This is a genomic window from Brevundimonas sp., assembly GCF_035626535.1.
Classification (GTDB): domain Bacteria; phylum Pseudomonadota; class Alphaproteobacteria; order Caulobacterales; family Caulobacteraceae; genus Brevundimonas.
The window spans coordinates 1-23,111 of the sequence record NZ_DASPNO010000062.1; the positions used below are offsets into that span (position 1 = coordinate 1).

At 71.7% G+C, this 23,111-nt stretch carries 25 protein-coding genes and 1 tRNA gene; 16 read left to right on the forward strand and 10 right to left on the reverse strand.

The genetic code is table 11. The features are described 5' to 3' along the window. Nucleotides 1-774 (forward strand): 2,3,4,5-tetrahydropyridine-2,6-dicarboxylate N-succinyltransferase (dapD, locus tag VEC04_RS09760; protein WP_324776285.1); only part of this gene is annotated, 774 nt, incomplete at its 5' end. Here dapD and VEC04_RS09765 read toward each other — a convergent pair. Then, nucleotides 771-1,997 carry a PQQ-dependent sugar dehydrogenase gene (locus VEC04_RS09765; RefSeq protein ID WP_324776287.1) on the reverse strand — a complete coding sequence of 409 codons (1,227 nt, stop codon included), beginning with the start codon at nucleotides 1,995-1,997 and terminating at the stop codon, nucleotides 771-773. The genes dapD and VEC04_RS09765 overlap by 4 nt on opposite strands. Before the next feature lie 184 nt (nucleotides 1,998-2,181). Between VEC04_RS09765 and VEC04_RS09770 the strand changes: the two genes are divergently transcribed. Beyond that, nucleotides 2,182-2,258: transfer RNA gene (locus VEC04_RS09770), tRNA-Met, on the forward strand. 11 nt (nucleotides 2,259-2,269) lie between these two features. On the opposite strand, the gene VEC04_RS09775 is transcribed toward VEC04_RS09770, so the two are convergent. Next, nucleotides 2,270-2,632: a hypothetical protein gene (locus VEC04_RS09775; protein WP_324776289.1), complete on the reverse strand. Its 363-nt coding sequence runs from the start codon at nucleotides 2,630-2,632 to the stop codon at nucleotides 2,270-2,272. 116 nt (nucleotides 2,633-2,748) lie between these two features. Here VEC04_RS09775 and VEC04_RS09780 point away from each other — a divergent pair, with 116 nt between their 5' ends. Then, the gene (locus VEC04_RS09780; RefSeq protein WP_324776291.1) at nucleotides 2,749-3,024 is read left to right on the forward strand and encodes a hypothetical protein; all 276 of its coding nucleotides are present in this window, start codon (nucleotides 2,749-2,751) and stop codon (nucleotides 3,022-3,024) included. Here VEC04_RS09780 and VEC04_RS09785 read toward each other — a convergent pair. Beyond that, nucleotides 3,021-3,650 (reverse strand): TlpA disulfide reductase family protein, encoded by a 630-nt coding sequence (locus VEC04_RS09785; RefSeq protein ID WP_324776293.1) that lies wholly within the window; start codon nucleotides 3,648-3,650, stop codon nucleotides 3,021-3,023. The genes VEC04_RS09780 and VEC04_RS09785 overlap by 4 nt on opposite strands. A 61-nt stretch (nucleotides 3,651-3,711) precedes the next feature. Here VEC04_RS09785 and argH point away from each other — a divergent pair, with 61 nt between their 5' ends. The 3 genes from argH to lysA are packed head-to-tail and all read left to right on the forward strand — an operon-like array spanning nucleotide 3,712 to nucleotide 6,594. Next, nucleotides 3,712-5,076: an argininosuccinate lyase gene (gene argH, locus VEC04_RS09790; protein WP_324776295.1), complete on the forward strand. Its 1,365-nt coding sequence runs from the start codon at nucleotides 3,712-3,714 to the stop codon at nucleotides 5,074-5,076. After that, a complete protein-coding gene (locus tag VEC04_RS09795) occupies nucleotides 5,076-5,312 on the forward strand; it encodes a hypothetical protein (protein WP_324776297.1) in 237 nt (78 codons plus the stop codon). The genes argH and VEC04_RS09795 overlap by 1 nt, the downstream gene beginning before the upstream one ends. A gap of 4 nt (nucleotides 5,313-5,316) precedes the next feature. Continuing rightward, nucleotides 5,317-6,594 carry a diaminopimelate decarboxylase gene (gene lysA / locus VEC04_RS09800; protein WP_324776299.1) on the forward strand — a complete coding sequence of 426 codons (1,278 nt, stop codon included), beginning with the start codon at nucleotides 5,317-5,319 and terminating at the stop codon, nucleotides 6,592-6,594. Nucleotides 6,595-6,957: 363 nt separating this feature from the next. Here the strand turns inward: lysA and VEC04_RS09805 are convergent, their stop codons facing one another. Next, entirely contained in the window at nucleotides 6,958-7,488 is a 531-nt protein-coding gene (locus tag VEC04_RS09805) for a phosphoribosyltransferase (RefSeq protein WP_324776300.1), read from the reverse strand. Continuing rightward, nucleotides 7,481-8,431, reverse strand: coding sequence for an MJ0042-type zinc finger domain-containing protein (locus tag VEC04_RS09810; protein WP_324776301.1), 951 nt, complete (start codon nucleotides 8,429-8,431; stop codon nucleotides 7,481-7,483). The genes VEC04_RS09805 and VEC04_RS09810 overlap by 8 nt, the downstream gene beginning before the upstream one ends. A gap of 69 nt (nucleotides 8,432-8,500) precedes the next feature. On the opposite strand from VEC04_RS09810, the gene VEC04_RS09815 reads away from it, so the two are divergent. The 5 genes from VEC04_RS09815 to VEC04_RS09835 are packed head-to-tail and all read left to right on the forward strand — an operon-like array spanning nucleotide 8,501 to nucleotide 11,863. Next, nucleotides 8,501-9,211, forward strand: a complete 711-nt coding sequence (locus VEC04_RS09815; RefSeq protein ID WP_324776303.1) for a cell division ATP-binding protein FtsE — start codon at nucleotides 8,501-8,503, stop codon at nucleotides 9,209-9,211. Between the two features lie 11 nt (nucleotides 9,212-9,222). After that, complete coding sequence (locus tag VEC04_RS09820; protein WP_414642667.1) at nucleotides 9,223-10,089, forward strand: cell division protein FtsX; 867 nt, start codon at nucleotides 9,223-9,225, stop codon at nucleotides 10,087-10,089. A 9-nt stretch (nucleotides 10,090-10,098) separates the two neighbouring features. Next, nucleotides 10,099-10,731, forward strand: coding sequence for a YdcF family protein (locus tag VEC04_RS09825; protein WP_324776307.1), 633 nt, complete (start codon nucleotides 10,099-10,101; stop codon nucleotides 10,729-10,731). Between the two features lies 1 nt (nucleotide 10,732). Beyond that, complete coding sequence (locus VEC04_RS09830) at nucleotides 10,733-11,446, forward strand: lysophospholipid acyltransferase family protein (protein WP_324776309.1); 714 nt, start codon at nucleotides 10,733-10,735, stop codon at nucleotides 11,444-11,446. 9 nt (nucleotides 11,447-11,455) lie between these two features. Further along, nucleotides 11,456-11,863, forward strand: a complete 408-nt coding sequence (locus VEC04_RS09835) for a hypothetical protein (RefSeq protein ID WP_324776311.1) — start codon at nucleotides 11,456-11,458, stop codon at nucleotides 11,861-11,863. Between the two features lie 6 nt (nucleotides 11,864-11,869). Here VEC04_RS09835 and pdeM read toward each other — a convergent pair whose 3' ends face one another. Further along, entirely contained in the window at nucleotides 11,870-12,601 is a 732-nt protein-coding gene (gene pdeM, locus VEC04_RS09840; RefSeq protein WP_324776313.1) for a ligase-associated DNA damage response endonuclease PdeM, read from the reverse strand. Beyond that, on the reverse strand, nucleotides 12,598-15,180 hold the full coding sequence (locus VEC04_RS09845) for a ligase-associated DNA damage response DEXH box helicase (protein ID WP_414642668.1): 2,583 nt from the start codon (nucleotides 15,178-15,180) through the stop codon (nucleotides 12,598-12,600). The genes pdeM and VEC04_RS09845 overlap by 4 nt, the downstream gene beginning before the upstream one ends. 189 nt (nucleotides 15,181-15,369) lie before the next feature. Here VEC04_RS09845 and VEC04_RS09850 point away from each other — a divergent pair, with 189 nt between their 5' ends. Together VEC04_RS09850 and VEC04_RS09855 are read left to right on the forward strand one after the other, a co-directional pair. After that, the gene (locus VEC04_RS09850) at nucleotides 15,370-16,176 is read left to right on the forward strand and encodes an MBL fold metallo-hydrolase (protein ID WP_324776316.1); all 807 of its coding nucleotides are present in this window, start codon (nucleotides 15,370-15,372) and stop codon (nucleotides 16,174-16,176) included. 102 nt (nucleotides 16,177-16,278) lie between these two features. Continuing rightward, complete coding sequence (locus VEC04_RS09855; protein ID WP_324776318.1) at nucleotides 16,279-19,137, forward strand: ATP-dependent DNA helicase; 2,859 nt, start codon at nucleotides 16,279-16,281, stop codon at nucleotides 19,135-19,137. A 2-nt stretch (nucleotides 19,138-19,139) separates the two neighbouring features. Here VEC04_RS09855 and VEC04_RS09860 read toward each other — a convergent pair whose 3' ends face one another. Continuing rightward, nucleotides 19,140-19,574 (reverse strand): VOC family protein, encoded by a 435-nt coding sequence (locus tag VEC04_RS09860; RefSeq protein ID WP_324776320.1) that lies wholly within the window; start codon nucleotides 19,572-19,574, stop codon nucleotides 19,140-19,142. A gap of 122 nt (nucleotides 19,575-19,696) precedes the next feature. Here VEC04_RS09860 and VEC04_RS09865 point away from each other — a divergent pair, with 122 nt between their 5' ends. Genes VEC04_RS09865 through hisC form a run of 3 tightly spaced genes read left to right on the forward strand, consistent with a single transcriptional unit; the run spans nucleotide 19,697 to nucleotide 22,517 of the window. Then, a complete protein-coding gene (locus VEC04_RS09865; protein WP_324776322.1) occupies nucleotides 19,697-20,731 on the forward strand; it encodes a DUF2125 domain-containing protein in 1,035 nt (344 codons plus the stop codon). Next, nucleotides 20,731-21,414: a hypothetical protein gene (locus VEC04_RS09870; protein WP_324776323.1), complete on the forward strand. Its 684-nt coding sequence runs from the start codon at nucleotides 20,731-20,733 to the stop codon at nucleotides 21,412-21,414. The genes VEC04_RS09865 and VEC04_RS09870 overlap by 1 nt, the downstream gene beginning before the upstream one ends. A 14-nt stretch (nucleotides 21,415-21,428) precedes the next feature. Then, nucleotides 21,429-22,517 carry a histidinol-phosphate transaminase gene (hisC, locus tag VEC04_RS09875; RefSeq protein WP_324776324.1) on the forward strand — a complete coding sequence of 363 codons (1,089 nt, stop codon included), beginning with the start codon at nucleotides 21,429-21,431 and terminating at the stop codon, nucleotides 22,515-22,517. 9 nt (nucleotides 22,518-22,526) lie between these two features. Here the strand turns inward: hisC and VEC04_RS09880 are convergent, their stop codons facing one another. Together VEC04_RS09880 and VEC04_RS09885 are read right to left on the reverse strand one after the other, a co-directional pair. Next, on the reverse strand, nucleotides 22,527-22,730 hold the full coding sequence (locus tag VEC04_RS09880; protein ID WP_324776326.1) for a hypothetical protein: 204 nt from the start codon (nucleotides 22,728-22,730) through the stop codon (nucleotides 22,527-22,529). 66 nt (nucleotides 22,731-22,796) lie between these two features. Next, nucleotides 22,797-23,111: TIGR02186 family protein (locus VEC04_RS09885; protein ID WP_324776328.1), on the reverse strand; the 315-nt coding region annotated here is incomplete at its 5' end.

A 23,111-nucleotide genomic window follows, 5' to 3' on the forward strand; every position in this document is an offset into this window, starting at 1 on the left:
GCCGCGCGCGAGGCGGTGGTGCACGCCCTGCACCTCCTGGACACGGGAAAGTTCCGCGTCGCCGAGAAGGACCCGGCGAGCGGCGAGTGGAAGACCGCCCAGTGGCTGAAGAAGGCCGTGCTGCTGAGCTTCCGGTTGTCGCCCAACCGCCTCATGGACGGCGGCCCCGCCCGCGGCGTCGACCATGTGCCCGGCCCCTGGTTCGACAAGGCGCCGTCCAAGTGGGGCGACTGGAACGAGCAGGCCTTCAGGGAGGCCGGCTTCCGCGCCGTGCCCGGGGCCATCGTGCGCTACGGCGCCTACGTCGGGCCCAACGTGGTGCTGATGCCCTCGTTCGTGAACATCGGCGCCTACGTCGACGAAGGGGCGATGGTCGACACCTGGGCGACGGTCGGCTCCTGCGCCCAGATCGGCAAGAACGTGCACCTGTCGGGCGGCGCGGGCATCGGCGGGGTGCTGGAGCCGCTGCAGGCGAGCCCGACGATCATCGAGGACGGCTGCTTCATCGGGGCCCGGGCGGAGGTCGCCGAGGGCGTCATCGTCCGCGAGGGCGCGGTGCTGGCCATGGGCGTCTATCTTTCGGGATCCACGAAGATCATCGACCGCGCCACCGGCGAGGTGTTCCGCGGCGAGGTGCCGGCGTATTCGGTGGTGGTGCCGGGCTCCCTGCCCGGCCCGAACGGCGGGCCGTCGCTCTACTGCGCGGTGATCGTCAAACGGGTGGACGCCCAGACGCGGGCCAAGACCGGCGTGAACGAACTGTTGCGGGACTAGCGGGCCGCCAGCCGCACCAGCTTGCCGTTCGGCTCGTCGGTAATGGCCCAGACGGCGCCGTCGGGAGCCACGGCGATGTCGCGGATCCGTTCGCCGAGGTCGGTCAGCAGCCGCTCCTCGCCGACGACGCGGTTTCCGTCCAGCACCAGCCGGGCGATGTGCTTTTCCCTCAGCGCGGCGACGAGCAGGTTGCCGCGCCAGCCGGGGAACATGGCTCCGTCGTAGACCGCCATGCCGCCGGGCGCGATCACCGGGTCCCAGTAGTAGACCGGCTGCTCCATGCCCTCGCGGGCGGTGATCCCCTGGTTGATCGGGCCGCCGCGGTACTCGATGCCGTAGGCGATCACCGGCCAGCCATAGTTGAGGCCCGCACGGTCGAGGTTGACCTCGTCACCGCCGCGGGTGCCGTGCTCGACGGTCCAGACGTCGCCGTTCGGGGCGATGGCGATCCCCTGCACATTGCGGTGCCCGAGCGACCAGATCTCGGGCCGGGCGTCTTCGCGATCAACGAAGGGGTTGTCGGATGGAACCGAGCCGTCGGCGTTGATGCGGATGGTCTTGCCCATGTGCGAGCCGGGATCCTGCGCCTGCGGCCGCATCGGCGCATCGGAACGGTCACCGAGGGTGATGAACAGGTGGCCCGCCCGGTCGAACGCCAGCGAGGAGCCGAAATGGGCGCCGCCGTCATAGGTGGGCAGGGCGCGGAAGATGACCTGCACATTCTCGACACGGTCGCCGCCGTCCGACAGGCTTCCTCGCGCCACGGAAGTGGCGTTGCCGCCCTCGCGGGGTTCTGCGTAGCTCCAGTAGATCAGGCGGTCCTGTGCGAAGGTCGGGCCCACCGCGACGTCGAGGAGACCGCCCTGCCCGCGCGCGTCGACGGCCGGGAGACCGGCGATCGGCTCGCCCACCGCGCCCTGTGCGGTGAGTATCCGCATCCGGCCGGGGCGCTCGGTGACCAGCCAGCGGCCGTCGGGCAGCAGGGCCAAGCCCCACGGTTCCTCGAGTCCCGAGGCGACCACCGTATGCTCAAGGGCGACTTCGCTGCGGACGCCCGGCGCGCGGGTCTGGCCGGCAAAGGCCGGCTGCTGGCCCGCGCCGTTGGCGGGACGGGTTTCCAGAGGAGCGCCCTGACCGGGGGCGGGCTGGCTCTGTCCTTCGATCCCGCAGGCCGCGGCCAGGACCACGGCGGATACGGAAACGGCTAGGGCGAGGAGGCGCATGGCGAAATCCCGGTGGTGTCGTCGGTGTGGAAGCGGAGCGGTGGACCTTGGGGTTCCCTGAACTGAACGCAAGCCCACAAGCGCGCGCAAGGCCTTCGGGACGACTTGAATCCGTCTGCGCCCCCCTCTATAGGCACGCCTCTTCCGGCGGACAGACCAGTTCCCGCCGGACCCCGGACGCCGGGGCTGGGTAGCTCAGCTGGTTAGAGCGGTGGATTCATAACCCACAGGTCGGCGGTTCGAGCCCGCCCCCAGCCACCATCCCTTCGAACCTAGCGGGAACGGCAGGTCTGGCGGACGCGGAGAGCCATCTGGCGTTCGCCGGCTTCATTGGCCATGGCGCGAGCCTCGCGGCATTTGCCTTCGTTGACCAAAGCCTGCACACGCTCGGCCAGCTGCACGCGTTCCGCGCCATATTCCGCTTCGGCTTCCTCCGGCGTCATGGCGTTGCGGCGGCGCATCTCCTCGCTTTCGAAGCGCCAGCTTTCCTGCTGCGCGGTCATCCGGCCGTAGGCGCCGACGCCGACGCCGCCCGAGCTTCCGTTGGTGTTTTGCGGAGGCTGCTGCGCCGAGGCGGAGGCGGGCGCGAGGAGCGCGAGAGCCAGGGCGCCGGTGAGAACGGCTTTGCTGATCATGAGCTTTCCTCCCGTGTGATGGCACGAGCGTATCACGCGAGGCCTGCGGGGCAAATCGCAACCACCGGGCAGGCGCGGCGTTAGCGGCAAAGGTTCAACGCCGAAGGGGATTTCCCATGCGCATTCGTATCGCCGCCACCGCCGCCTTCGCCGCCCTGGCGCTGGGCGCGGCCGCCTGCACCGAAGCCGAGCAGGACACGGCCCAGACCGAAACCGCTGAAGCCGCCGCCGACACGGGTTCGGCCATCGAGGAAGAAGCCGCCCAGGTCGGCTCCGCCATCGCCGCCGGCGCCGGCGAGGTGGCCCAGGAGATCGACGAGGGAACCGACCGTCTGGCCGAGGAGGCCGACGAGCAGAAGGCCGAGACCCAGCGCGACACCAAGGGCAACTAGGCTCCGGCGGGCTCGGCCAGCAGGGCGTCGATCAGCGCCCGCGCCTCGGGGCTGGCCCAGTCGGCCTCGCCGGAGAAGTGCGCGCGGATGCGGCCCTGCCGGTCCAGCAGCACGGTCTGGGGCATCTTGCCCTCGCCGGGCAGTTCGAAGGGCAGCTGGAACTTCATGTCGCTGTAGAGCGGCAGGGGTTCGTGTACGTCGATGAAGCTGCGCGCGTCGGCGAGGCCGTCCTCGGTGGCGTCGACGTTGATCGGGAGGACGATCAGGTCTGTTCCGACATAGGCCTCGGCCAGACGGGCGAGGGTCGGCATCTCGGTGCGGCAGGGCGCGCACCACATCGCCCAGAGGTTGACCACCACCACCTTGCCGCGGAAGTCGGCGAAGCGGGCGTCGCCGCCGTCGCGGGTCTTGAAGACGTAGTCGGGGGCCGGGACGAGCGCCGCGGGGGTTTCGAGGCGGGTCAGGGAGCCCCTGGCGAAGCGGGCCAGTTCGCTCTTCGCGGGCTGTTCGGGCGCGGCGGCTTTGAAGAAGGCGTCGCGATTGGCGTATAGCAGCCCGGCGCCGGCGATCATGCCGATCACCAGGGCGCCCGCGATCGCCATCCCCACCGCCCTAGAGCCCTTCATGACACAGCCTTCCCAACCCCGTCCCACAGTTAAGCCTTCTCCGGGCGCGGAAGGTCAAGACATGTGGGGCGGACGCTTCTCGGCGCGGCCGGCGGACATCATGCAGGCGATCAACGTCTCCATCGGGGTGGACCGGCGGCTGTGGGCCCAGGACTTGGCGGGGTCACGGGCGCATTGCCGTATGCTGGCGAAGCAGGGGATCGTGAGCGCTGCGGACGCGGAGGCCATCCTCGGCGGGCTGGATGCGATCGAGGCCGAGATCAGGGACGGGACCTTCCCGTTCCGCGACCAGTTCGAGGACATCCACATGAATGTGGAGGCGCGGCTGGCCGAGCTGATCGGCGAACCGTCGGGGCGGCTGCACACGGCGCGGAGCCGCAACGACCAGGTGGCGACCGACTTCCGGCTCTGGGTGCGGGACGCCTGCGACGCCGCGGTGGAGCGGCTGAAGGGGCTGCAGCGGGCGCTGCTGGCGCGGGCGGAGCAGCATGCGGGCGATCTGATGCCGGGGTTCACCCATCTTCAGCCCGCCCAGCCGGTGACGTTCGGGCATCATCTGATGGCCTATGTCGAGATGTTCGGGCGCGACGCGGGGCGGTTCGCCGATGCGCGGAACCGGATGAATGAGAGCCCGCTGGGGGCGGCGGCTCTGGCCGGGTCGCCCTTTCCCATCGACCGGCACATGACGGCGAAGGAACTGGGCTTCGACCGGCCGATGGGCAATTCGCTGGACGCCGTGTCGGACCGGGACTTCGCGTTGGAGAGCCTCGCCGCCGCCTCGATCTGCGCGGGGCATCTGTCGCGGCTGGCCGAGGAGATCGTGGTCTGGATGACGCCACAGTTCGGCTTCGTCAGCCTGCCGGACGACCTGACCACCGGCAGTTCGATCATGCCGCAGAAGCGCAATCCCGACGCCGCCGAGCTGGTGCGGGCCAAGACGGGGCGGATCATGGGCTCGCTGGTGGCGCTGTCGACGGTGATGAAGGGCCTGCCGCTGGCCTATTCGAAGGACATGCAGGAGGACAAGCCGCCGGTGTTCGAGGCGTTCGACGCCCTGACGCTGGCGCTGGGGGCGATGACGGCGATGGTTTCGGCCCTGCGGCCGGACGCGGCGCGGATGCGCGAGGCCGCCGGATCGGGCTTCTCGACGGCGACCGATCTGGCCGACTGGCTGGTGCGCGAGCTGAACCTGCCGTTCCGCAAGGCGCACCATGTCACGGGCGCGGCGGTGAAGCGGGCCGAGGCGCTGGGCGTGGATTTGTCGCAACTGCCGCTGGCCGAACTGCAATCGCTTGAACCCGGGGTCACGGAAGCGGTTTACAAGGTGCTCACTCCCGAGGCTTCCTGCGCCAGCCGCCAGAGCTTCGGGGGCACGGCGCCGGAACAGGTCCGCGCGCGGATCGCCGAATGGAAGACGCGTCTGTGATGAAGAAGATCGTTCTCGTGGGCGCCGCCGCCCTGATCGCCGTCTCCGCCGCGGGATGCGGCCGCATGGCCGACCTCGACGCGCCGCCGGCCAAGCGCACCGAGCGCAGCCTGCCGGACGCCCGCGGCCCCGGGCCGGTGGAGCCCGCCACCGTCTACCGGCCGCCCAGCCAGGCGCCGATCGACGGCGGGCCGAGCTCGAACCCCTACGGCGGTTCGGGTTCCAACCCCCGCTAGAGCCTTGCACCATTTCGACCGGATCGACGGCGCCCTCCATGCCGAGGCCGCGCCGCTGGAAGCCATTGCAGAGACGGTGGGCACGCCGGTCTATGTCTATTCGACCGCGACGCTGACGCGGCACTACCGCCTGCTGCGCGAGGCCGTGGACACCCACCGGTCCGCCTTGGGGGACGCCCTGATCGCCTTCGCGGTGAAGGCCAACTCCAACCTGTCGGTGCTGGCGACGCTGGCGCGGCTGGGCAGCGGCGCCGACACGGTGTCGGAGGGCGAAATCCGGCGGGCGCTGGCGGCGGGCATACCCGGGGAGCGGATCGTCTTCTCGGGCGTCGGCAAGACGGACGCGGAACTGGCCTTCGCCATCGAGGCCGCGGTGCGCCAGATCAACGTCGAGAGCGCCGTCGAACTGGAGCGGCTGATCGCGGTGGCGGCGGCCAAGGGCGCGGCGCCGGAGATCGCCATCCGGGTCAATCCGAAGATCGGCGCCGGCGGACATGCCCGGATCACCACCGGCGGGGCGCGCGACAAGTTCGGCGTGCCGGCCGAGGAGGCGCCCGCGCTATACGCCCGCGCCGCCGCCTCGCCGCATGTGACGCCGGTCGGGCTGGCCTGTCACATCGGCAGCCAGATCACCACGCTGGAGCCGCTGGAGGCGGCGTTCCGGGCGCTGCGCGAGATGACTCTGGCGCTGCGGGCGGAGGGGCTGGCGGTCAGCCGGCTCGATCTCGGCGGCGGGCTGGGGGTGCCCTATCACGGCCAGTCGGACCTGCCCTCGATCGCCGACTATGTCGCCATGGCGGCGGGAGTGCTGGACGGGCTGGAGGTCGAGGCGGCGTTCGAGCCGGGACGGCTGCTGGCCGCCAACGCCGGGGTGCTGCTGAGCCGGGTCATCCAGGTCAACGCCCGCAGCGACGGGCGGACCTTCCTGGTGCTGGACGCGGGCATGAACGACCTGATGCGGCCGGCGCTGTACGACGCCTTCCACGACGTCGTGCCGGTGCGCGAGCGGGACGGAGACGCCGCGGCGTACGATCTGGTCGGGCCGATCTGCGAGTCGACGGACGTGTTCGCGCGGGAGCGGCGGCTGGCGCCGCTGCAGGCGGGCGATCTGGTCGCCTTCATGGGCGCCGGGGCCTACGGGGCCGTGCTGGCCAGCGAGTACAATTCGCGGCCGCTGGTCCCGGAGGTGCTGGTCGACGGCGGCCGCTGGGCCGTGGTGCGGGGGCGGCCGTCCTACGACGAGATGTGGGCGCGGGAGCCGAAGGCCGACTGGCTGGACTGAGGTCGGATTTTATCCGGGTGAAATTCGGAAAAATCGGTGTGGCAGAGTCGGCAGCGTCGGCAGGGTCTGCGGAAATTCGCTGTGGCAGAGTCGGCAGAGTCTACATCGGCGCACCTCGGGCGCTGCGGCGGGGATGCGATTGTCAAAGACCGGCGGGCGGACGAACGGCGCATTATGCGCCGGGTGTTTTCTCAGGCGGGAAGATGGGGTCGAGAAAAGGGGATGTATCTGAAAGCGCAGAAAGTTCTCCCCGCAACCGGACTATATTTCCGCGGATTGCCAGCAGAGCGACCGTTCACCTCCCCGTCGGCGTAGGCCGAGGGGGAGGACAGATCGCGAAGGGGGAGGTGAAGCGCTCCCCCTTCAGTCCAGCGCGCAGATGTCCGGGAGGCCGCGGAGGGTTCCGGCGTGGTCGAGGCCGTAGCCGACGAGAAAGCGGTTGGGGGCTTCCCAGCCGACGAAGTCGGGCTCGGGAGCGCGGGGGAGCGGCCAGGGCTTTTTGGCGAAGACGACGGTGAGGACCTCGGCGGCGCCGGCCTCCCGGGCGATGCGCACCGCCTCGGCCAGCGACAGGCCGGTGTCGAAGACGTCGTCGACGATCAGGACCTTGCGGCCGGCGATGGGGCGCTGAAAGGGGGCGTAGACGTCGATCTTGCCGCGACTGGACTGTTCGTCGCCGTAGGAGGCCAGCCACAGGGCGTCAAAGCGGAGGTTGCGGCCGATCCGCGACAGGGCGCGGGTCAGGTCGGCGGCGAACCACAGGCCGCCGGTCAGCAGCACCGCGGCCACGGTGTCGTCGTCGGTGACGGGAGCGATCTGGCGCGCCAGGTCGGCGACGATGCGCGCGACCTCCGCCTCGGGCAGCAGGACGGTGGGGGTCGGGGTGTCAGCCATGCGAGGCGGATACCGCCGCGGGGCCTTGCGAGTCGATAGCCACCGGAACCGCGTCGATCGGCTGCATGTTCAGCGGCGCGGACGGGTCGGGCGGAAGAGCGGGACGGAGACCGGTGACCCCGGCGGTGGGCAGGGGCCGTTGCACGGCGGGCGCGGCGGGGCGCAGCGGGACGGCGTCGGCCGGAGCGGCGCGGGACGCCGAAGTCCGGGCGGGGGTGGTCCGGGCGGGGGCGGCGCTATCCAGCACGAAGGCCACGCCCACGCCCTGGCCCTTGCCCCCGGGGTCCGGAATGACGGCGGCGAAGCCCTGCACCTTGCCGGGCAGGACCGGGGCCGCGTCGATGCGCACGACGGAATGGCCGATCTCGGCGCCCTGGGCGTCGAGCAGGGCGACGCGCACGGGCGGGGCGATCCGCTCCTCCTCGCGCACGTTCCTGAGCGCGCCCGAGATCAGCACCTTGCCGGGGTCGTTCGGCGCGGCGCGGGCGGAGACAGCCTCGAACTCGAGCCCGGTCGGATTCACGGTCAGGCCGACGGCGGCATAGGCGGCGGCGGCGCGGGGGGCCATCTCCACCACCTCGACGCGGAACAGCCAGGCGGCGGCGAGCAGGGCGGCGAAGCCGGACGCGATGCCGGCCCAGACCACGCCGTGGGCGGCGGCGCGGCGCAGGCGGCGCTGCTGCTCGGCGCGGGCGCGGAAGGCGCGGGGCAGTTCGGGGGCCGGGGTCTCGGCCAGTGATTCGGCGGGGTCGGCGGCGTCCTCGCCGCGTCCGAAGCTCTTGCTTTCCGGGCCGGACGGCGAGACCGACAGCTCCAGCGGCTCTTCCAGGGTGGCGCGCCAGGTGTGTTTGCAGGTCTTGCAGCGGACGGTGCGGCCGCCCGGGCCGATGGCTTCGTCAGGCGTGAAATAGCTGGTGGCGCAGGACGGGCAGGTCAGTATCATGTGCGCTGACTGAGAGGCGTTCCGCCCCCTCCCGTCGCGGCTTCACGGCCGCGTCCTGACCCAAAATCGATGCCCGTTCAGCCCCGCCGCGCCGCCTTGACCGACTCCGCGACCGACACCGTCCGCCTTTGGGGCGTGGGCTTCGGCTATGCAGGCGGCCCGAGCGTGCTGCGGGACGTTAACCTCATCCTGACAGCGGGCTCTTTCCACTTCCTTACCGGGCCGTCGGGAGCGGGGAAGTCGACGCTGCTGAGCCTGCTGACCCTGGCGCGCCGTCCGACCGCCGGTTCGCTGGAGCTTTTCGGAGAAGATGCGGGCGGGCTGTCGCGGTCGGCCCTGCCCGGCTTCCGGCGGCGGATGGGGGTGGTGTTCCAGGACTTCCGGCTGCTCGACCATCTGTCGGCCTTCGACAACGTCGCCCTGCCGTTGCGGCTGACGGGAGCGAAGCGGGAGGCGTGGGCGGCCGACGTGGAAGAGATGCTGGACTGGGTCGGGCTCGGCGACCGCATGGACGACCGGCCGCCGACCCTGTCGGGCGGCGAGAAGCAGAGGCTGGCCATCGCCCGGGCCGTGGTGACGCGGCCCGACCTGATCCTCGCCGACGAGCCGACCGGCAGCGTCGACGCGGCCATGGGCGAGCGGCTGCTGAAGCTGTTTCAGTCGCTGAACCGGCTGGGCACGACGGTGCTGATCGCCAGCCACGACGAGGCGCTGGCGGCGGCGTCCGGCGCCTCGGTGCTGCGCCTCGAGGGCGGGCGGCTGGCGGGAGAGCGGGCGTGATCGGGCGCTGGATGGAACGGCGGGCGCCGATCCTGCCGCGCGACGGCGGCGGCGAGCCGTGGCTGGCGGCGGTGATCGCGGTGCTGTGCTTCCTCGCCTGCCTGTCGGCGGTCGGGGCCGTGGCGGCGGACCGCGCGGCGCACGGCTGGGCCCGGCAGCTGCGCAGCGAGGCGACGGTGCAGGTGCGGCCGCGGGTCGACGAGACCGGGGCGGAGGCGGCGGCGCGGGCGGCCCAGACGCTGGCCGGCGTCACCGGCGTGGAGGAGGCCGAGGCCATGGACCGCCAGACGGCCGAGGCCCTGCTGCGGCCATGGGTCGGAGACGCGGTGCTGCCGGACCTGCCCCTGCCCCATCTGGTCACCGTCCGGCTGGACCCGGACGCGCCGGCCAGCCCCGTCAGCCTGAGCCGGGCCCTGGCCGAGGCCGGGGTGGACGCCACGGTCGACGACCACAGCCTGTGGCGCGGCGAGGTCGAGCGCTCGGCGGCCCTGATCACGGCGCTGGCCGTGGCGGCCTTCCTGCTGACGGCGGGCGGGGCGGGCGCGGCCATCGTCTATGCGACCCAGGCGGGGATGGCGGCGCAGCGGACGGTGATCGAGACCCTGAGCCTGAACGGGGCGTCGGACGGGCGCATCGCCGGCCTGTACCAGACCCGCTACGCCCTGCTGGCGGCGGGCGCCGGGGCGGTCGGAGCGGCCGTGGCCATGGCGCTGACGGCGGGGCTGCGGTTCCTCGGCGGCGCCGACGGCGTGACGCCCGCCCTGCCGGTGGCGTGGAGCGACGTGCTGATGCTCTCGCCATGCCCGCTGGTCGCCGCTACGGTGGCGCTTGTCGCGGCGCGGATGACCGCGCTGGCGCGTTTGCGGGGCGGTCGTTAAGTTAACGCCATGAAGTTTCTCACCTTCATCGCCATCATCGCCGTCATCTGGCTGGTCGGGCTGTTCGCCTTCGCCGACCGGGTGCGCAGCTATACGCCCGCCGCCGAGCCCGCGCGCGCCGACGCCATCGTGGCCCTGACCGGCCCCTCGGCCGAGCGGGTCAACGCCGCCATCCGCCTGCTGGAGCAGGACAAGGGCAAGCGGGTGCTGATCTCGGGGGTGAACCGCGAGGTGCGGCGGCAGGAGCTGCGCGCCCTGACCCCGGGCTCGAACAAGCTGTTCAACTGCTGCGTCGATCTGGGCTTCGAGGCGGAGGACACGATCGGCAACGCCCAGGAGATCGCCGCCTGGGCCGACGCCAAGGGCTATGACAGCCTGATCGTGGTGACCTCGGACTACCATATGCCGCGGGCGCTGACGGAGATCCGGGCGGCCTCGCCGGGTCTGGAGCTGACGCCCTACGCCGTCGAGACGCCGTCGCTGGACAATTCGCGCTGGTGGCGGGCGGCCGTGACGGCGCGGCGGATGACGCTGGAATACATGAAGTATCTGGCCGCGCTGGGTCGGGCGCTGGTCGGCGGCGGGTCCTGGGAGCCTCCGGCGGCCGAAACCGGGGCCCCGGCCGCGAAGAAGGCCGCCTGACGTGACCACCCTGCGTTCGCTGCTGTTCGTCGCCTGGCTCTATCTGTCGATGGCCCTGTTCGCCGTCGGCCTGTCGCCGGCGCTGCTGCTGCCGCACCGCTACGCCATGGGGGTGATCCGCGGCTGGTCGAGGTTCGTGCTGTTCGGCCTGCGCTGGATCGCCGGGGTGAGGGTCGAGTTCCGCGGGCTGGAGCACCGGCCGGCCGGCGCCGCCCTGATCGCCGGCAAGCACCAGAGCATGCTGGACGTGATCGCGCCGTTCGCGGTGCTGCCCGACAACTGCTTCATCATGAAGAAGGAGCTGCGGCCCCTGCCCTTCTTCGGCTGGTTCGCGTGGAAGACGGGGATGATCGCGGTCGACCGGTCAGCCCATTCGAAGGCGCTGAAGGACATGGTGAAACAGGCGCGGACGCGGTTCGCGCAGGGGCGGCAGATCCTGATCTTCCCGGAGGGGACGCGCGTGAAGGTCGGGGCGGCGCCGGACTACAAGCCGGGGATCGCGGCGCTGTACCGCGATCTGGAGTGTCCCTGCGTGCCGATGGCGACCAACTCGGGGGTCCACTGGCCGGCGCACGGGTTCCGGCGGCATCCGGGGACGGTGGTCTACGAATTCCTGCCGGCGATCCCGGCGGGACTGAAGCGGGCGGAGTTCATGACGGCGCTGGAAGAGCGGATCGAGGGGGCGTCGAACGCCTTGATCGAGCGGAACATCTGAGGACGCGCGATGATCAGGATGCTCCTGGCCCTGACGGCCCTGGTCGCCTTGGGCGGCTTCGCGGAACCGGACCGCTATGCCGCGGGACAGGTCTGGGAATACCGGACCCGGGCGGCCGATGCCGGGTCGCTGCTGAAGATCCGGCGCGTCGAGGAGCACGCGGAACTCGGGCCGATCTATCATGTCTCGGTGATCGGACTTCATTTGCGCAACCGGGACATGGATCAGGTGTTGTCGCACACCCCTGTCAGTCGCGAGACGCTGGATGCAAGCGTGACGCGCCTCAGCGACAGGAGCCCGCCCTTCCCGGATTTCGAGCCGGGGATCGCGCAATGGAGGGCGGACCAGGGCGGCGTCTTCACCATCTCCATCGCAGAGATCATCGAGATCGTCGACCGCCAGACATCCGGCGGCTAGCGGGCCCTAGCGCAGCGTCTCCCACGCCAGGGCGTGGACCTTGTCGCGGCCGAGGGCGGCGGCGAGCGGGGGCTCGGCGAACAGGCCCGCGATGGCGGGATCGCGGACATCCAGGCCGCCGGTGAAGGCGCCGAAGGCGGGGAGGACGGCGCGGCGGCCGTCGGTGACGAAGGCGGGACGGCGGACGCCCCGGCCATGGGCGGCGACGCGGGCGGCCGGGTGGAGATGGCCGGCGATCTCGCCGGGCTGAACGCCGGGCTGCGGTTCGTGGATCAGGCGCAGCGAGCCGAGGGAGAGGGTTTCGACGACCTTGCCGGGCAGGAGGTCGATCGTTCCGGCGAGGGCGTGAATGTCGTGGTTGCCTTCCAGCCAGATCCAGTCGCGGCCCGTGGCGAGGCGGTCGAGGCGGGCCCTGTCATCCGGGGCCATGCGGGCCACGGATTTCGAGTCGTGGAAGCTGTCGCCGAGCAGGACGACGGCGGCGGGCTGGACGGCGTCGATCTCGGCCTCGAGGCGGTCGAGGGTGGCGCGGCTGTCGTAGGGAGGCAGCATCTGGCCGCGGGCGGCGAAGGCCGAGCCCTTCTCCAGATGCAGGTCGGCGGCGATCAGGGTGCGATGGTTCAGGACCCAAAGGGCGCCGGAGCAGCGCAGCACGCAGGGCTCGCCCTCGATCGAGACGCGCAGGCCGCCGCTGGGGCAGCGGGCGGGGGACAGGGCCTGGCGCAGGGCGGCGTTCACGAGGCGGCTCCGGCGAGGGCGGGGGCGGTGTCGCCCATCACCTCGGCGATCAGGCCGGCCTCGTCGAAGCCGTAGGCCGAGGCGTCGAGGATCATCTCGGCCGCCTGGCCGCCGCCGACGCGCTCGCGGCCGATCTGGACGAGGACGGGGACGCAGAAGGGCGAGGGACGCTCGAGATGCACGTGTTTGATATGGCCCTGGATGCGCTGCAGCAGCTGTCCGAGGCGGGCGACGTCGAGCAGGCCGGCGGCCGCGTCGGCGCGGGCGGTCTTGAGCAGCAGGTGGTCGGGCTGGTGGCGGCGGAGCACGTCGTAGATCAGGTCGGTCGAGAAGGTCACCTGCCGGCCGGTCTTCTCGTTCCCCGGCTGGCGCTTCTCGATCAAGCCGGAGATCAGGGCGCAATTGCGGAAGGTGCGCTTCATCATGAAGCTCTCCTCCAGCCAGCTTTCGAGGTCGTCGCCGAGCATGTCGGGCTCGAACAGGGCGTCGAGGTCGAGACCATCCATCGGCCGGATCGACCAGATGGCCAGCGAATAGTCGGTGACCACGAAGCCGAGGGGGCCGACGCCGAGCCGGTCGAGGCGGCGGGTCAGCAGCATGCACAGGGTGCCGTGGGCGAGGCCGCCGGCGAAGGGATAGGCGACGAGGAAGTGGCGGCTGCCGCGCGGGAAGGTCTCGACCAGCATGGTCTCCGCGTCCGGGATGGCCGACTTGTCTTCCTGCAGCTCAAGCCACTCCTGCACGTCGGGCGGCAGGACGCGCCAGTGATCGCGGTCCTGGATCATGGCCCGGACGCGGTCGGCGAGGGAGCGGGACATGGGGAATTTGGAGCCGCCCCAGGAGGGGATCTTCGGGTCGCTGTGCTGGGCGGGAGTGACCAGGGCGTCCATGCCGGCGATGGCCTGAAAGGCCCAGACCTGACCGGCGAAGACAAAGGTGTCGCCCGGGACCATCGGCTCGAAATAGGTCTCCTCCGCCTCGCCGACCTTGCGGCCCGCGATCAGGCGCTGGCCGCGGCGCGAGGCGACGCGGACGTTGAGGGTGGCGGCGGCGACGATGGCGCCGACATTCATGCGGTGGCGCTGGGCCGTCTGGGCGTTGCGCACCTTCCACTGGCCGTCGCGGGTGCGGACGATGCGGGCGAAGCGCTCGTAGGTGCGCAGCGCGTAGCCGCCGGTGGCGACGAGATCGACCACCTCCTCGAACTGCTCGTACGTCAGGCCGCGGTAGGGGCCGCAGCCCGTGATCTCGGCGTAGAGCTCCTCCATCGTGAACGGCTCGGAACAGGCGCAGCCCATGACGTGCTGGGCGAGGGTGTCGAGGGTGCCGGTGTGGACCGGCTCCCAGTCGAAGGCGTTTTCGGCGACGGCCTCGCGGGCGGCCTGGCATTCCAGCATCTCGAAGCGGCTGGCCGGGACCATCAGGGCGCGCGACGGCTCGTCGAGCCGGTGGTTGGCGCGGCCGATGCGCTGGACGAGGCGGGAAGCGCCTTTCGGAGCGGCCAGCTGGATGACGAGGTCCACGTCGCCCCAGTCGATGCCGAGGTCGAGGGTCGAGGTGCAGACCACGGCGCGCAGGTCGCCCCGGGCCATGGCCGCCTCGACCTTGCGCCGCTGCTCTGCGGCGAGGGAGCCGTGGTGCAGGGCGATCGGCAGGCTGTCCTCGTTGATGGCCCAGAGGCGCTGGAAGACGAACTCGGCCTGCCAGCGGGTGTTGACGAAGATCAGGCTCATCCCGGCGCGGCGGATGGCGTCGTAGACCTCGGGGATGGCGTGCTGGCCGGTGTGACCAGCCCACGGGACATGGCCCTCGGAGACGAGGACGTCGACGACGGGCGGGGCCCCGGGGTCGCCGCGGACGATCACCACCTCAGCGCCTCCCTTCCCCCTCGATGGGGGAAGGGTCGGGGATGGGGGTGGATCCGGACTGTCTCCGGACGTGGAACGGGAGGCGCGGTCAGAGCCTTTCGCGCCGGCTTCATCGAAAGTGGGGCGCGCACCCCCACCCAACCCTCCCCCACCGGGGGGGAGGGCTTGAGGACCAAGCCAGTCTGCGATCATGTCCGGATCGTCGACGGTGGCGGACAGGGCGACGCGGCGCATGGCGGGGGCGTATTTCTGCAGCCGGCCCAGTCCCAGCGAGAGCAGGTCCCCGCGCTTGCCGCTCCAGATGGCGTGGACCTCGTCCAAGACGACGCATTTCAGGTCGGCGAAATAGCTGCGGGCGCCGTCCCAGGCGCAGAACAGGGCGAGCTGTTCGGGGGTGGTCAGGAGGATGTCGGGCGGGAAGTCGCGCTGGCGCTGGCGCTTGGACTGTTTGGTGTCGCCGGTGCGGCTCTCGACGTGGATGTTGAGCCCGATCTCGCGGATCGGCATCATCAGGTTGCGTTCGACGTCGGTGGTCAGGGCCTTGAGCGGCGAGAGGTAGAGGGTGTGGACGCCGGAACCGGGGCCGGTCTCGGGTTTCGGACCGCGTTCGGCCAGCTCGATCAGCGAAGGCAGGAAGCCGGCCAGGGTCTTGCCGCCGCCGGTCGGGGCGACGAGCAGGGCGTGGGCGCCCGCCTCGGCGGCCGCGATCATCTCGAGCTGGTGACGGCGCGGCGCCCAGCCGCGACGCGCGAACCAGTCGGCGAAAAGCGGCGGAAGCGTGGCTGGAGCGGGCGGCGGCGTCACATCGCGCCTATAGCATGTTCCCGTTCCGTTTCACCTCCCCGGAGCGCCGCTGGCTCCCACGGCGGCGCGCCGCTATCGTGGCTGAAGGGGGATGTGATGAATCCGACCGTTCAGGCGTTCTTCGACGACGCCACCAACACCGTGACCTATCTGGTCAGCGATCCGGCGACGCGGGCGGCGGCGATCATCGATCCGGTGCTGGACTATGACGCGGAGAGCGGGCGGGCCTCGACGGGATCGGCCGACGCCGTTCTGGCGGAGGCGCGGGCGCGGGGGCTGGAAGTGGTCTGGCTGCTGGAGACCCACGCCCATGCCGATCACCTGTCGGCGGGCGACTATTTGCGCGGCCTGACCGGGGCGCCGATCGGGGTCGGAAATCGCATCGTCGAGACGCAGAGGACCTTCGCCGAACGGTTCGGGATGGAGACGCCGCCGCTCACGGTGTTCGACCAGCTGTTCGAGGACGGCGACCGTTTCCGGCTGGGCGAGCTTGAGATCGAGGTGCTGCACACGCCTGGCCATACGCCGGCCTGCGTCAGCTACCGGATCGGCGACGCGGTGTTCGTCGGCGACACCCTGTTCATGCCGGACTTCGGCACCGCCCGGGCGGACTTCCCCGGCGGGAACGCCACCACGCTGTACCGTTCGATCCAGCGCCTGCTGAGCCTGCCGCCGGAGACCCGGGTGTTCGTCGGCCACGACTACCTGCCCAAGGACGGGCGCGGCGACTTCCGCTGGGAGACCACGGTCGGCGCCCAACGCGACGGCAACATCCACGTCGGCGGCGGGGCGACGGAGGCGGGCTTCACCGCCATGCGCAGCGCCCGGGACGCGACGCTGCCGCCGCCGAAGCTGCTGGAGCCGGCGTTGAGGGCGAACATCCGGGCGGGGGCGGTGGGCTGAGCTTGTCATCCGGGATCGACGCTGCGCGGCGTCCGGCATGACAAGGGCACAGCGAGTGATGTTCCCGTTCCGTTTCCGCTTCGGAACGGCTATCTACGGACGGTGCCCACCTCCACCCTCACCTCCTCCGCAGGCCTGACCGGCGCCGAGCCGTGGCTCGCGCTGCCGGCGGCGCTGGCCGTGCCGCCGGGGGCGGGGGCGGTGTGCGATGACGAGGGGGCGCGCAAGATCGGGCGGGGGGCTGCCGAGGGGGCGTTCACGACCGGCCCGGTGCTGGTGGCGCATGCGTCACTGACCGCCCGGAGGCTGGGGCTGGCGCCGCCGCCGCGGTCGAATGATCTGCTCGACGTGCTGGAGCTGTTCGCCTTCGTGCGGCCGGCGCGGTTCTGCGCCCCGTCGCCGAGCGGGCTGGCGCTTGCCATGGGACAGAGCGAGCCGAAGGGGGCGGAGGCGCAGGCCGAGGCGCTGCGGCGGGCCGCCGATGGACTGCTGCGGGAAATGGCCGATCCGGCCTGGCCGGGACGGGAAGAGGCCTACACCCTGGCGGAGACGCTGGGACGAGCGGGCTGGGCATGGGGCTGGCGGGTGCTGGGCGCCCTGCAGCACCAGCCGGTGCGCGAACGGCAGCTGCGCGGCAGCGGGCTGGACGCCTGGTCGCGCCTGCCGGAGTGGGAAGACGAGGCGCCGCGCGGCGAGGCGGGGTCGGCGCCGGTGGATTCCGAGAGCGCGCGCATCCGGCTGGAGAAGCTGCTGCAGGCCTCGGGGCTGGACGAGACCCGGCCGACGCAGAGCGACTACGCCGCCGAGGCCGCCTTCGCCTTCTCGCCGCGCAACGAGGAGGGCCGGCCGCGCGTGCTGCTGGCCGAGGCGGGCACCGGCACCGGCAAGACGCTGGGCTATCTGGCGCCGGCGTCCCTGTGGGCCGAGCGCAATCAGGGCGCGGCCTGGGTGTCGACCTACACCCGCGCCCTGCAGCGGCAGATCGACCGCGAGAGCGCGGCCCTGTGGCCGGACCCGGTCGAGCGCAAACGCAAGACCGTCGTGCGCAAGGGACGGGAGAACTACCTGTGCCTGCTGAACCTGCAGGACATGGTGCAGGCGGCGCAGCTCGGGAACGGTGACCTGATCGGCATGGCGCTGGCCAGCCGGTGGGCGATGCACACGCGCGACGGCGACATGACCGGCGGCGACTATCCGGGATGGCTGCCGGGGTTGTTCGCGGTCGGGCCGAGCCATCAGGCCAGCGCGGCCAATCTGGTCGACCGGCGTGGCGAATGCGTCCACGCGGCCTGTCCGCACTACCGGACCTGTTTCGTCGAGAAGACCATCCGCGCCAGCCGCCGGGCCGACCTGGTCGTGGCCAATCATGCGCTGGTCATGACCCAGGCCGCGTTCGACGGGGCGCGGTCGGCGCGGGGACTGAAGCAGGACGGCGAAACGGCGGCGCTGAAGCGGATCGTCTTCGACGAGGGCCACCATCTGTTCGACGCGGCCGACAGCGCCTTTTCGGCCTGCCTGTCAGGGCAGGAGGCGGCGGAGCTGCGGCGCTGGATCCGGGGACCGGAAGGGCGCGGACGGCGCGGGCGCGGGCTGGAGCAGAGGCTGGGCGACCTGTGCGCCGACAACGAGGCGGCGACGAAGGCGCTGCAGGACGCGGTGCGGGCGGCGGCCCAGCTGCCGGGCGAAGGCGTGTCGGGGCGGATCGCGCCGGCTTCGGGCGAGGTCAATCCGGTGGGGCCGATCGAGCGGTTCCTGCTGGCCGGGCTGGAGCAGCTGAGGGCGCGGACCAGCGAGAACGCCTCGGGCTCGGGGGTAGAGTTCGGCATGGAATGCGCGCTGCGGCCGGTGACCGATCCGGTGCTGGAGACAGCGCGGGAGGCGGCGCAGGCGCTGGCCGCCGTCGAGGCGCCGCTGCTGGCCCTGTCGCGGCATCTGGAGGACATCCTCGACGACGAGGCGGCGGAGCTGGACGGTTCGCAGCGGTCGCGGATCGAGGGGGCGTTGCGCGGACTGGACCGGCGGGCGCGGATGACCCTGCCCGGCTGGCGGTCGATGCTGGCGGCGCTGGAGGTCTCGTCGGACGAGCCGGACCCGGACTTCGTCGACTGGCTGTCGGCCGAGGCGGCCTTCGGGCGGATCATGGACGTGGCGCTGCGGCGGCACTGGATCGATCCGACGGTGCCGCTGGAGGCCGCGGTGATCATGCCGGCGCACGGGGTGCTGGTGACGAGCGCGACCTTGTCCGATCCCAACTCGGACGATCCCTTCGACATGGCACGGCTGCGCACCGGATCGGCGCGGCTGATCGAGCCGGCGCGGACGCTGAAGGTCGAGAGCCCGTTCGACTATGCCGCCAACGCCCGGGTGATCGTGGTCAATGATCTGATCAAGGACGACACGCGCCAGACGGCGGCGGCGATGCGGGAGTTGTTCCTGGCGGCCGGCGGCGGGGGGCTGGGGCTGTTCACCGCCATCCGCCGGCTGAAGGCCGTCTATGAGCGGCTGGGGCCGGTCCTGGCGAAGGCGGGAATCCCGCTCTACGCCCAGCACGTCGATCCGTTGGAGGTCGGGGCGCTGGTCGACGTATTCCGCGCCGAGCAGGACAGCTGTCTGCTGGGCACCGATGCGGTGCGCGACGGGGTCGACGTGCCGGGGCGGAGCCTGCGTATCCTCGCCTTCGACCGGGCGCCATGGCCACGGCCCGACCTGCTGCACAAGGCGCGGCGGGCGCGGTTCGGCGGCGAGGGCGCGGGCGGGCGGAATTTCGACGACGCCCTGACCCGGGCGCGGATGGCGCAGGCGTTCGGGCGGCTGATCCGGCGGGCCGATGACAAGGGCGTGTTCGTCATGCTCGACGCCGCCACGCCGACCCGGCTGTTCGCCAGCCTGCCGCCCGGGACCGAGGTGCAGCGCATGGGTCTGGCCGAGGCGGTCGAGCTGGTGGGCGAGTTCCTCGCCTGAGGTCAGGCCTCGAAAGTGACCTCGACGCTGTCGGCGCTGTTGCGGGCCTCGCCATGATAGACGGCCTCGACGTTGTTGCCGTCGGGATCGAGCAGGAAGGCGGCGTAATAGCCGGGATGGTAGGGCCGTTCGCCGGGCGCGCCGTTGTCGACGCCTCCGGCCTGCAGCCCCGCCCTGTGCCAGGCCTCGACCATGGCGCGGTCGCGGGCCTGAAAGGCCAGGTGGTGGCGGCCGGTGAGCCTGCCCGCCGCCGCCTTGCTGTCGGCGGTGGAGACGAACAGCTCGTCGAGCCAGAAAAAGTCGTCGCCCTCGCCGCTGAGGGGCAGTTCGAGCACCTCGAACAGGGCGCTGTAGAATGTGCGGCTGGCCTCGAGGTCCCGCACCACCAGCTGGATGTGGTCGATGAGGCGGCCGCGGTGCAGGGTCTGGGTTTCCATGGGAGTTCTCCCGTCTGGCGGACTCGAACGAACCGCCCGTGCAGGCGTTCCGGGCGGGGCGGTCGCTTGACGCCGCCGGACTTCGCCGCTTCACAGCCTCTGGCCAGTCTTCCGGAGCCTCGATGACCTCTCCCCGCCATTCCCGCCGCGGCCTCGTTATCCCGTTCGCGATCTTCGGCCTCCTGCTGGCGGTCTGGACCGGCTGGTGGTTCTGGCTGGCCGATCAGGTCGAGACGCGGCTGGCGGTGCAGACGGAGAGCCTGAGCGAGGCGGGGTGGCAGGTGGCGCACGAGCCGGTGTCGGTGACCGGCTGGCCGTTCCGGGTCCGGGTCGCCTTTCCCGCCGCGAATGTCGTGGCCCCCTCCGGCCATGGCGTGGCGGCGTCGGAACTGGTGGCCGAGGCCAACGCCTGGAATCCCGGCCACTGGATGCTGATCGCGCCGGACGGCCTGGTCCTGACCCGCCCCGGCAAGGGCCAGATGGCGGTCGAAGGCGAGGCGCTGCGGCTGAGCGTCAGCCATCTGCGCGATCGCTTCCCCGATCTGCGGGTCGAACTGGTGCAGCCGACGTTCACGCCGGTGGCGGGGGCCGAGCCTTTTCCGCTGGCCTCGGCGGAGCGGGTCGAGCTCTACACGCGGCCGCATCTGACGGACGGGCAGGCGGCGACCGACGAGATGGACGTGCTGTTCCGCCTGACCGAGGGGCGCGGACGGGCCGGCGGGCCGGTGGAGGGGGCCACCCGGCAGGGGCGGCTCTCGGCGGAGGTCGAGCTGACCATCGAACAGGCCAGCCGGCTGCGCGGCGTGGACAGCGCCGGGGTGTTCGCCAACTGGACGGCGGGCGGCGGCCGCTTCACCGCGGTGAAGGGGCGGCTGCAGGCGGGCGAGAGCAGCGCCCGGATCGCCAGCGAGGCCCTGCGCGCCCGGGCGGACGGGCGGCTGGAAGGGCGGATTTCGCTGACCGCGGAACGGCCCGGCGAGGCCATCGCGGGACTGGCGGGGTCGCGCTCGGGGGCGGTGAACCGGGTCGGCGCGGCCGGAGCCGCCGCCGCGGCGGGCGTGCAGGGCGATCGCCCGGTCGATCTGGTGCTGCTGTTCCGCGACGGCCGCACCTGGCTGGGTCCCTTCGCCCTGGCGCCGGCGCCGCGGCTGTTCTGATGCTGGTCGAGCCTCCCGAGGATCCGGCTCGGCTGGCGCAGGATCGGGCCTTGGTCGAGGCTGTGCGGGCGCGGCTGGCCGGCGGGCCGCGGGCGACGCCGGACGCCGAGGCCATCGCCCTACGGACGCTGCTCAAGGGCCTGTCGCCGGCGGAGGCGGCGGCGGTGCGGTCGGTGCTGGGGCGGATCGATGCGGCGCATGGAGCGCCGCTGATCGTGTGGGGACCGGCCAGCCAGGTGCTGGCGGCGGACCGCTACGGGCTTGTCGCGCGGATGGCCGGCAAGCCGGAGGCGGCGCTGGCGGCGGCGCGCGAGGGCGGCCGGGCGCTGATGGACCTGACCCCGACCTCGGCCTGGTGGGGCCGGCTGCTCGCAGAGCCGGAGCTGCGGGTCGTCGCCGCCCTGCCGGATCATGGCGCGGGACTGCCGCGCGCGCTGATGGTGCGGAAGGCGGAGATCGGCCCGACCGGGGACGACCGCACCTTCTGGGTCACCGACAGCCCGCTCGCGGCGGGGCGGATCGTCTCCGGCCTGGGAGCCTCCGGCCTCGCGGCCAGCCCGCTGATTGAGGCCGGCGGGTTGAAGCTGTTCGCCCTGGCGGGCTATGTGCAGGCGCAGGACGGGCGGCTGAGCGACGCCCCCGGCTCGCTTCACGGCGTCATCGGCGCCGCGCCCGTTTTCTGACCTCGAGGACCCGAATGACCGACGCACCCGCGCCCAAGCCCGGCATCCTCGACATCGCCCCCTACGTCGGCGGCAAGTCGCGCATCGAGGGCGTGGCCGAGCCGATGAAGCTGTCGTCCAACGAGAACATGCTGGGCGCGGGGCCGAAGGCGCGCGAGGCGTTCGAGGCGGCGGTCCGCAACATCCACATCTATCCGGACGGCCGGGCGACGAAGCTGCGCACCGCCGTGGCCGATCATCACGGGCTGGAGCCGGAGCGGCTGATCTTCGGCAACGGCTCGGACGAGGTCTTCGCCCTGCTGAACCAGTGCTATCTGACGCCGGGCGACAACATCGTCACCGGCCAGTACGGCTTCCTCGCCTATCGCATCTCGGCGAAGGCCAATCAGGCCGAGGTCAAGCTGGCCCCCGAGCCGCAGTTCAAGGCGACGCCGGAGGCGCTGCTGGAACAGGTCGATGAGCGCACCCGCCTCGTCTACGTCTCCAGCCCGTCGAACCCGACCGGCAGCTACAACACCGGCGAGGAGATCCGCCGGCTGCACGAGGGGCTGCGTCCCGACATCCTGCTGGTCATCGATGAGGCCTATGCCGAATACGTCACCGAGCCGGATTGGGAGACCAGCCTCGGGCTGGCCCGCGACAGCGAGAACATCGTGGTCACCCGCACCTTCTCGAAGATCCACGGGCTGGGCGGCCTGCGCATCGGCTTCGGCTATGCGCCGCTGAAGGTGGCCGAGGCGGTCGACCGCATCCGCCTGCCGTTCAACGTCTCCGTGCCCGGCATCGAGGCTGCGGTCGCGGCGCTCGGCGACGAGGCGCACCAGCAGGCCTCGCGCGAGCTGATCCACACCTGGCGGCCGCGGATGACCCAGGCGATCCGGGGTTTCGGCTTCGACGTCCTACCCAGCGCCGGGAATTTCGTGCTGGTCCGCTTCCGCGACGCCGAACAGGCGCAGGGCGCCAATGACTATCTGAACTCGAAAGGCGTGATCGTGCGGCCGGTTGGCGGCTACGGCCTGCCGGAATGCCTGCGCATCACCATCGGCACCGAGGACCAGAACCGCGCGGTGCTGGACGCCCTGAGCGAGTTCGCGGCGCGTTGAACGGCGGCGTCAGCCAGACTGGCAGTTGGTCTCGGCGCAGGTGACGTAGCACTGCGTCCACGCCGGGCCGCCGCCCGGATGCGCGGCGAAGCAGCGGTACTGGCATTGTTGGTAGCAGTAGTCGTTCCGCTGATCGGGCCCATCGGGAGCCTGGGCCGCGGTGGCCGTCGCCATGGCGGCGGCGAGTACTGTGACGCTAAACAGCTTGCGCATTCAAACCTCCATCCCCGTCAGAAAGCGTGACTGCGCCGAACAGGTTCCCGAGGGAGGATGGTTAACTCAGTCGCGGCGGAAAATCCGGCTGGCGCCCCAGCCGGTGAAGGCCGCCAGCAGCACGCACAGGACGCCGTAGCTCCACGGCCGGTTGTGGGCGAACTCATAGATTTCGCGCTCGATCCCGACCTTTTCGACGGTCAGGGTGAGGTTGGACACCGACACCGGCTCGCCGTCCTGAAACAGCCAGACCTCGGCGAAATACTGACCGGTCGGGGCCACGGCCGGCAGTTCGATCTCGGCGCGGAACAGGCCGCGGTCGACGAAGCGGACGCCCTCCGGATCGGTGTTGTAGAGGGCCGCCGCCTCGCGCAGGCGGAT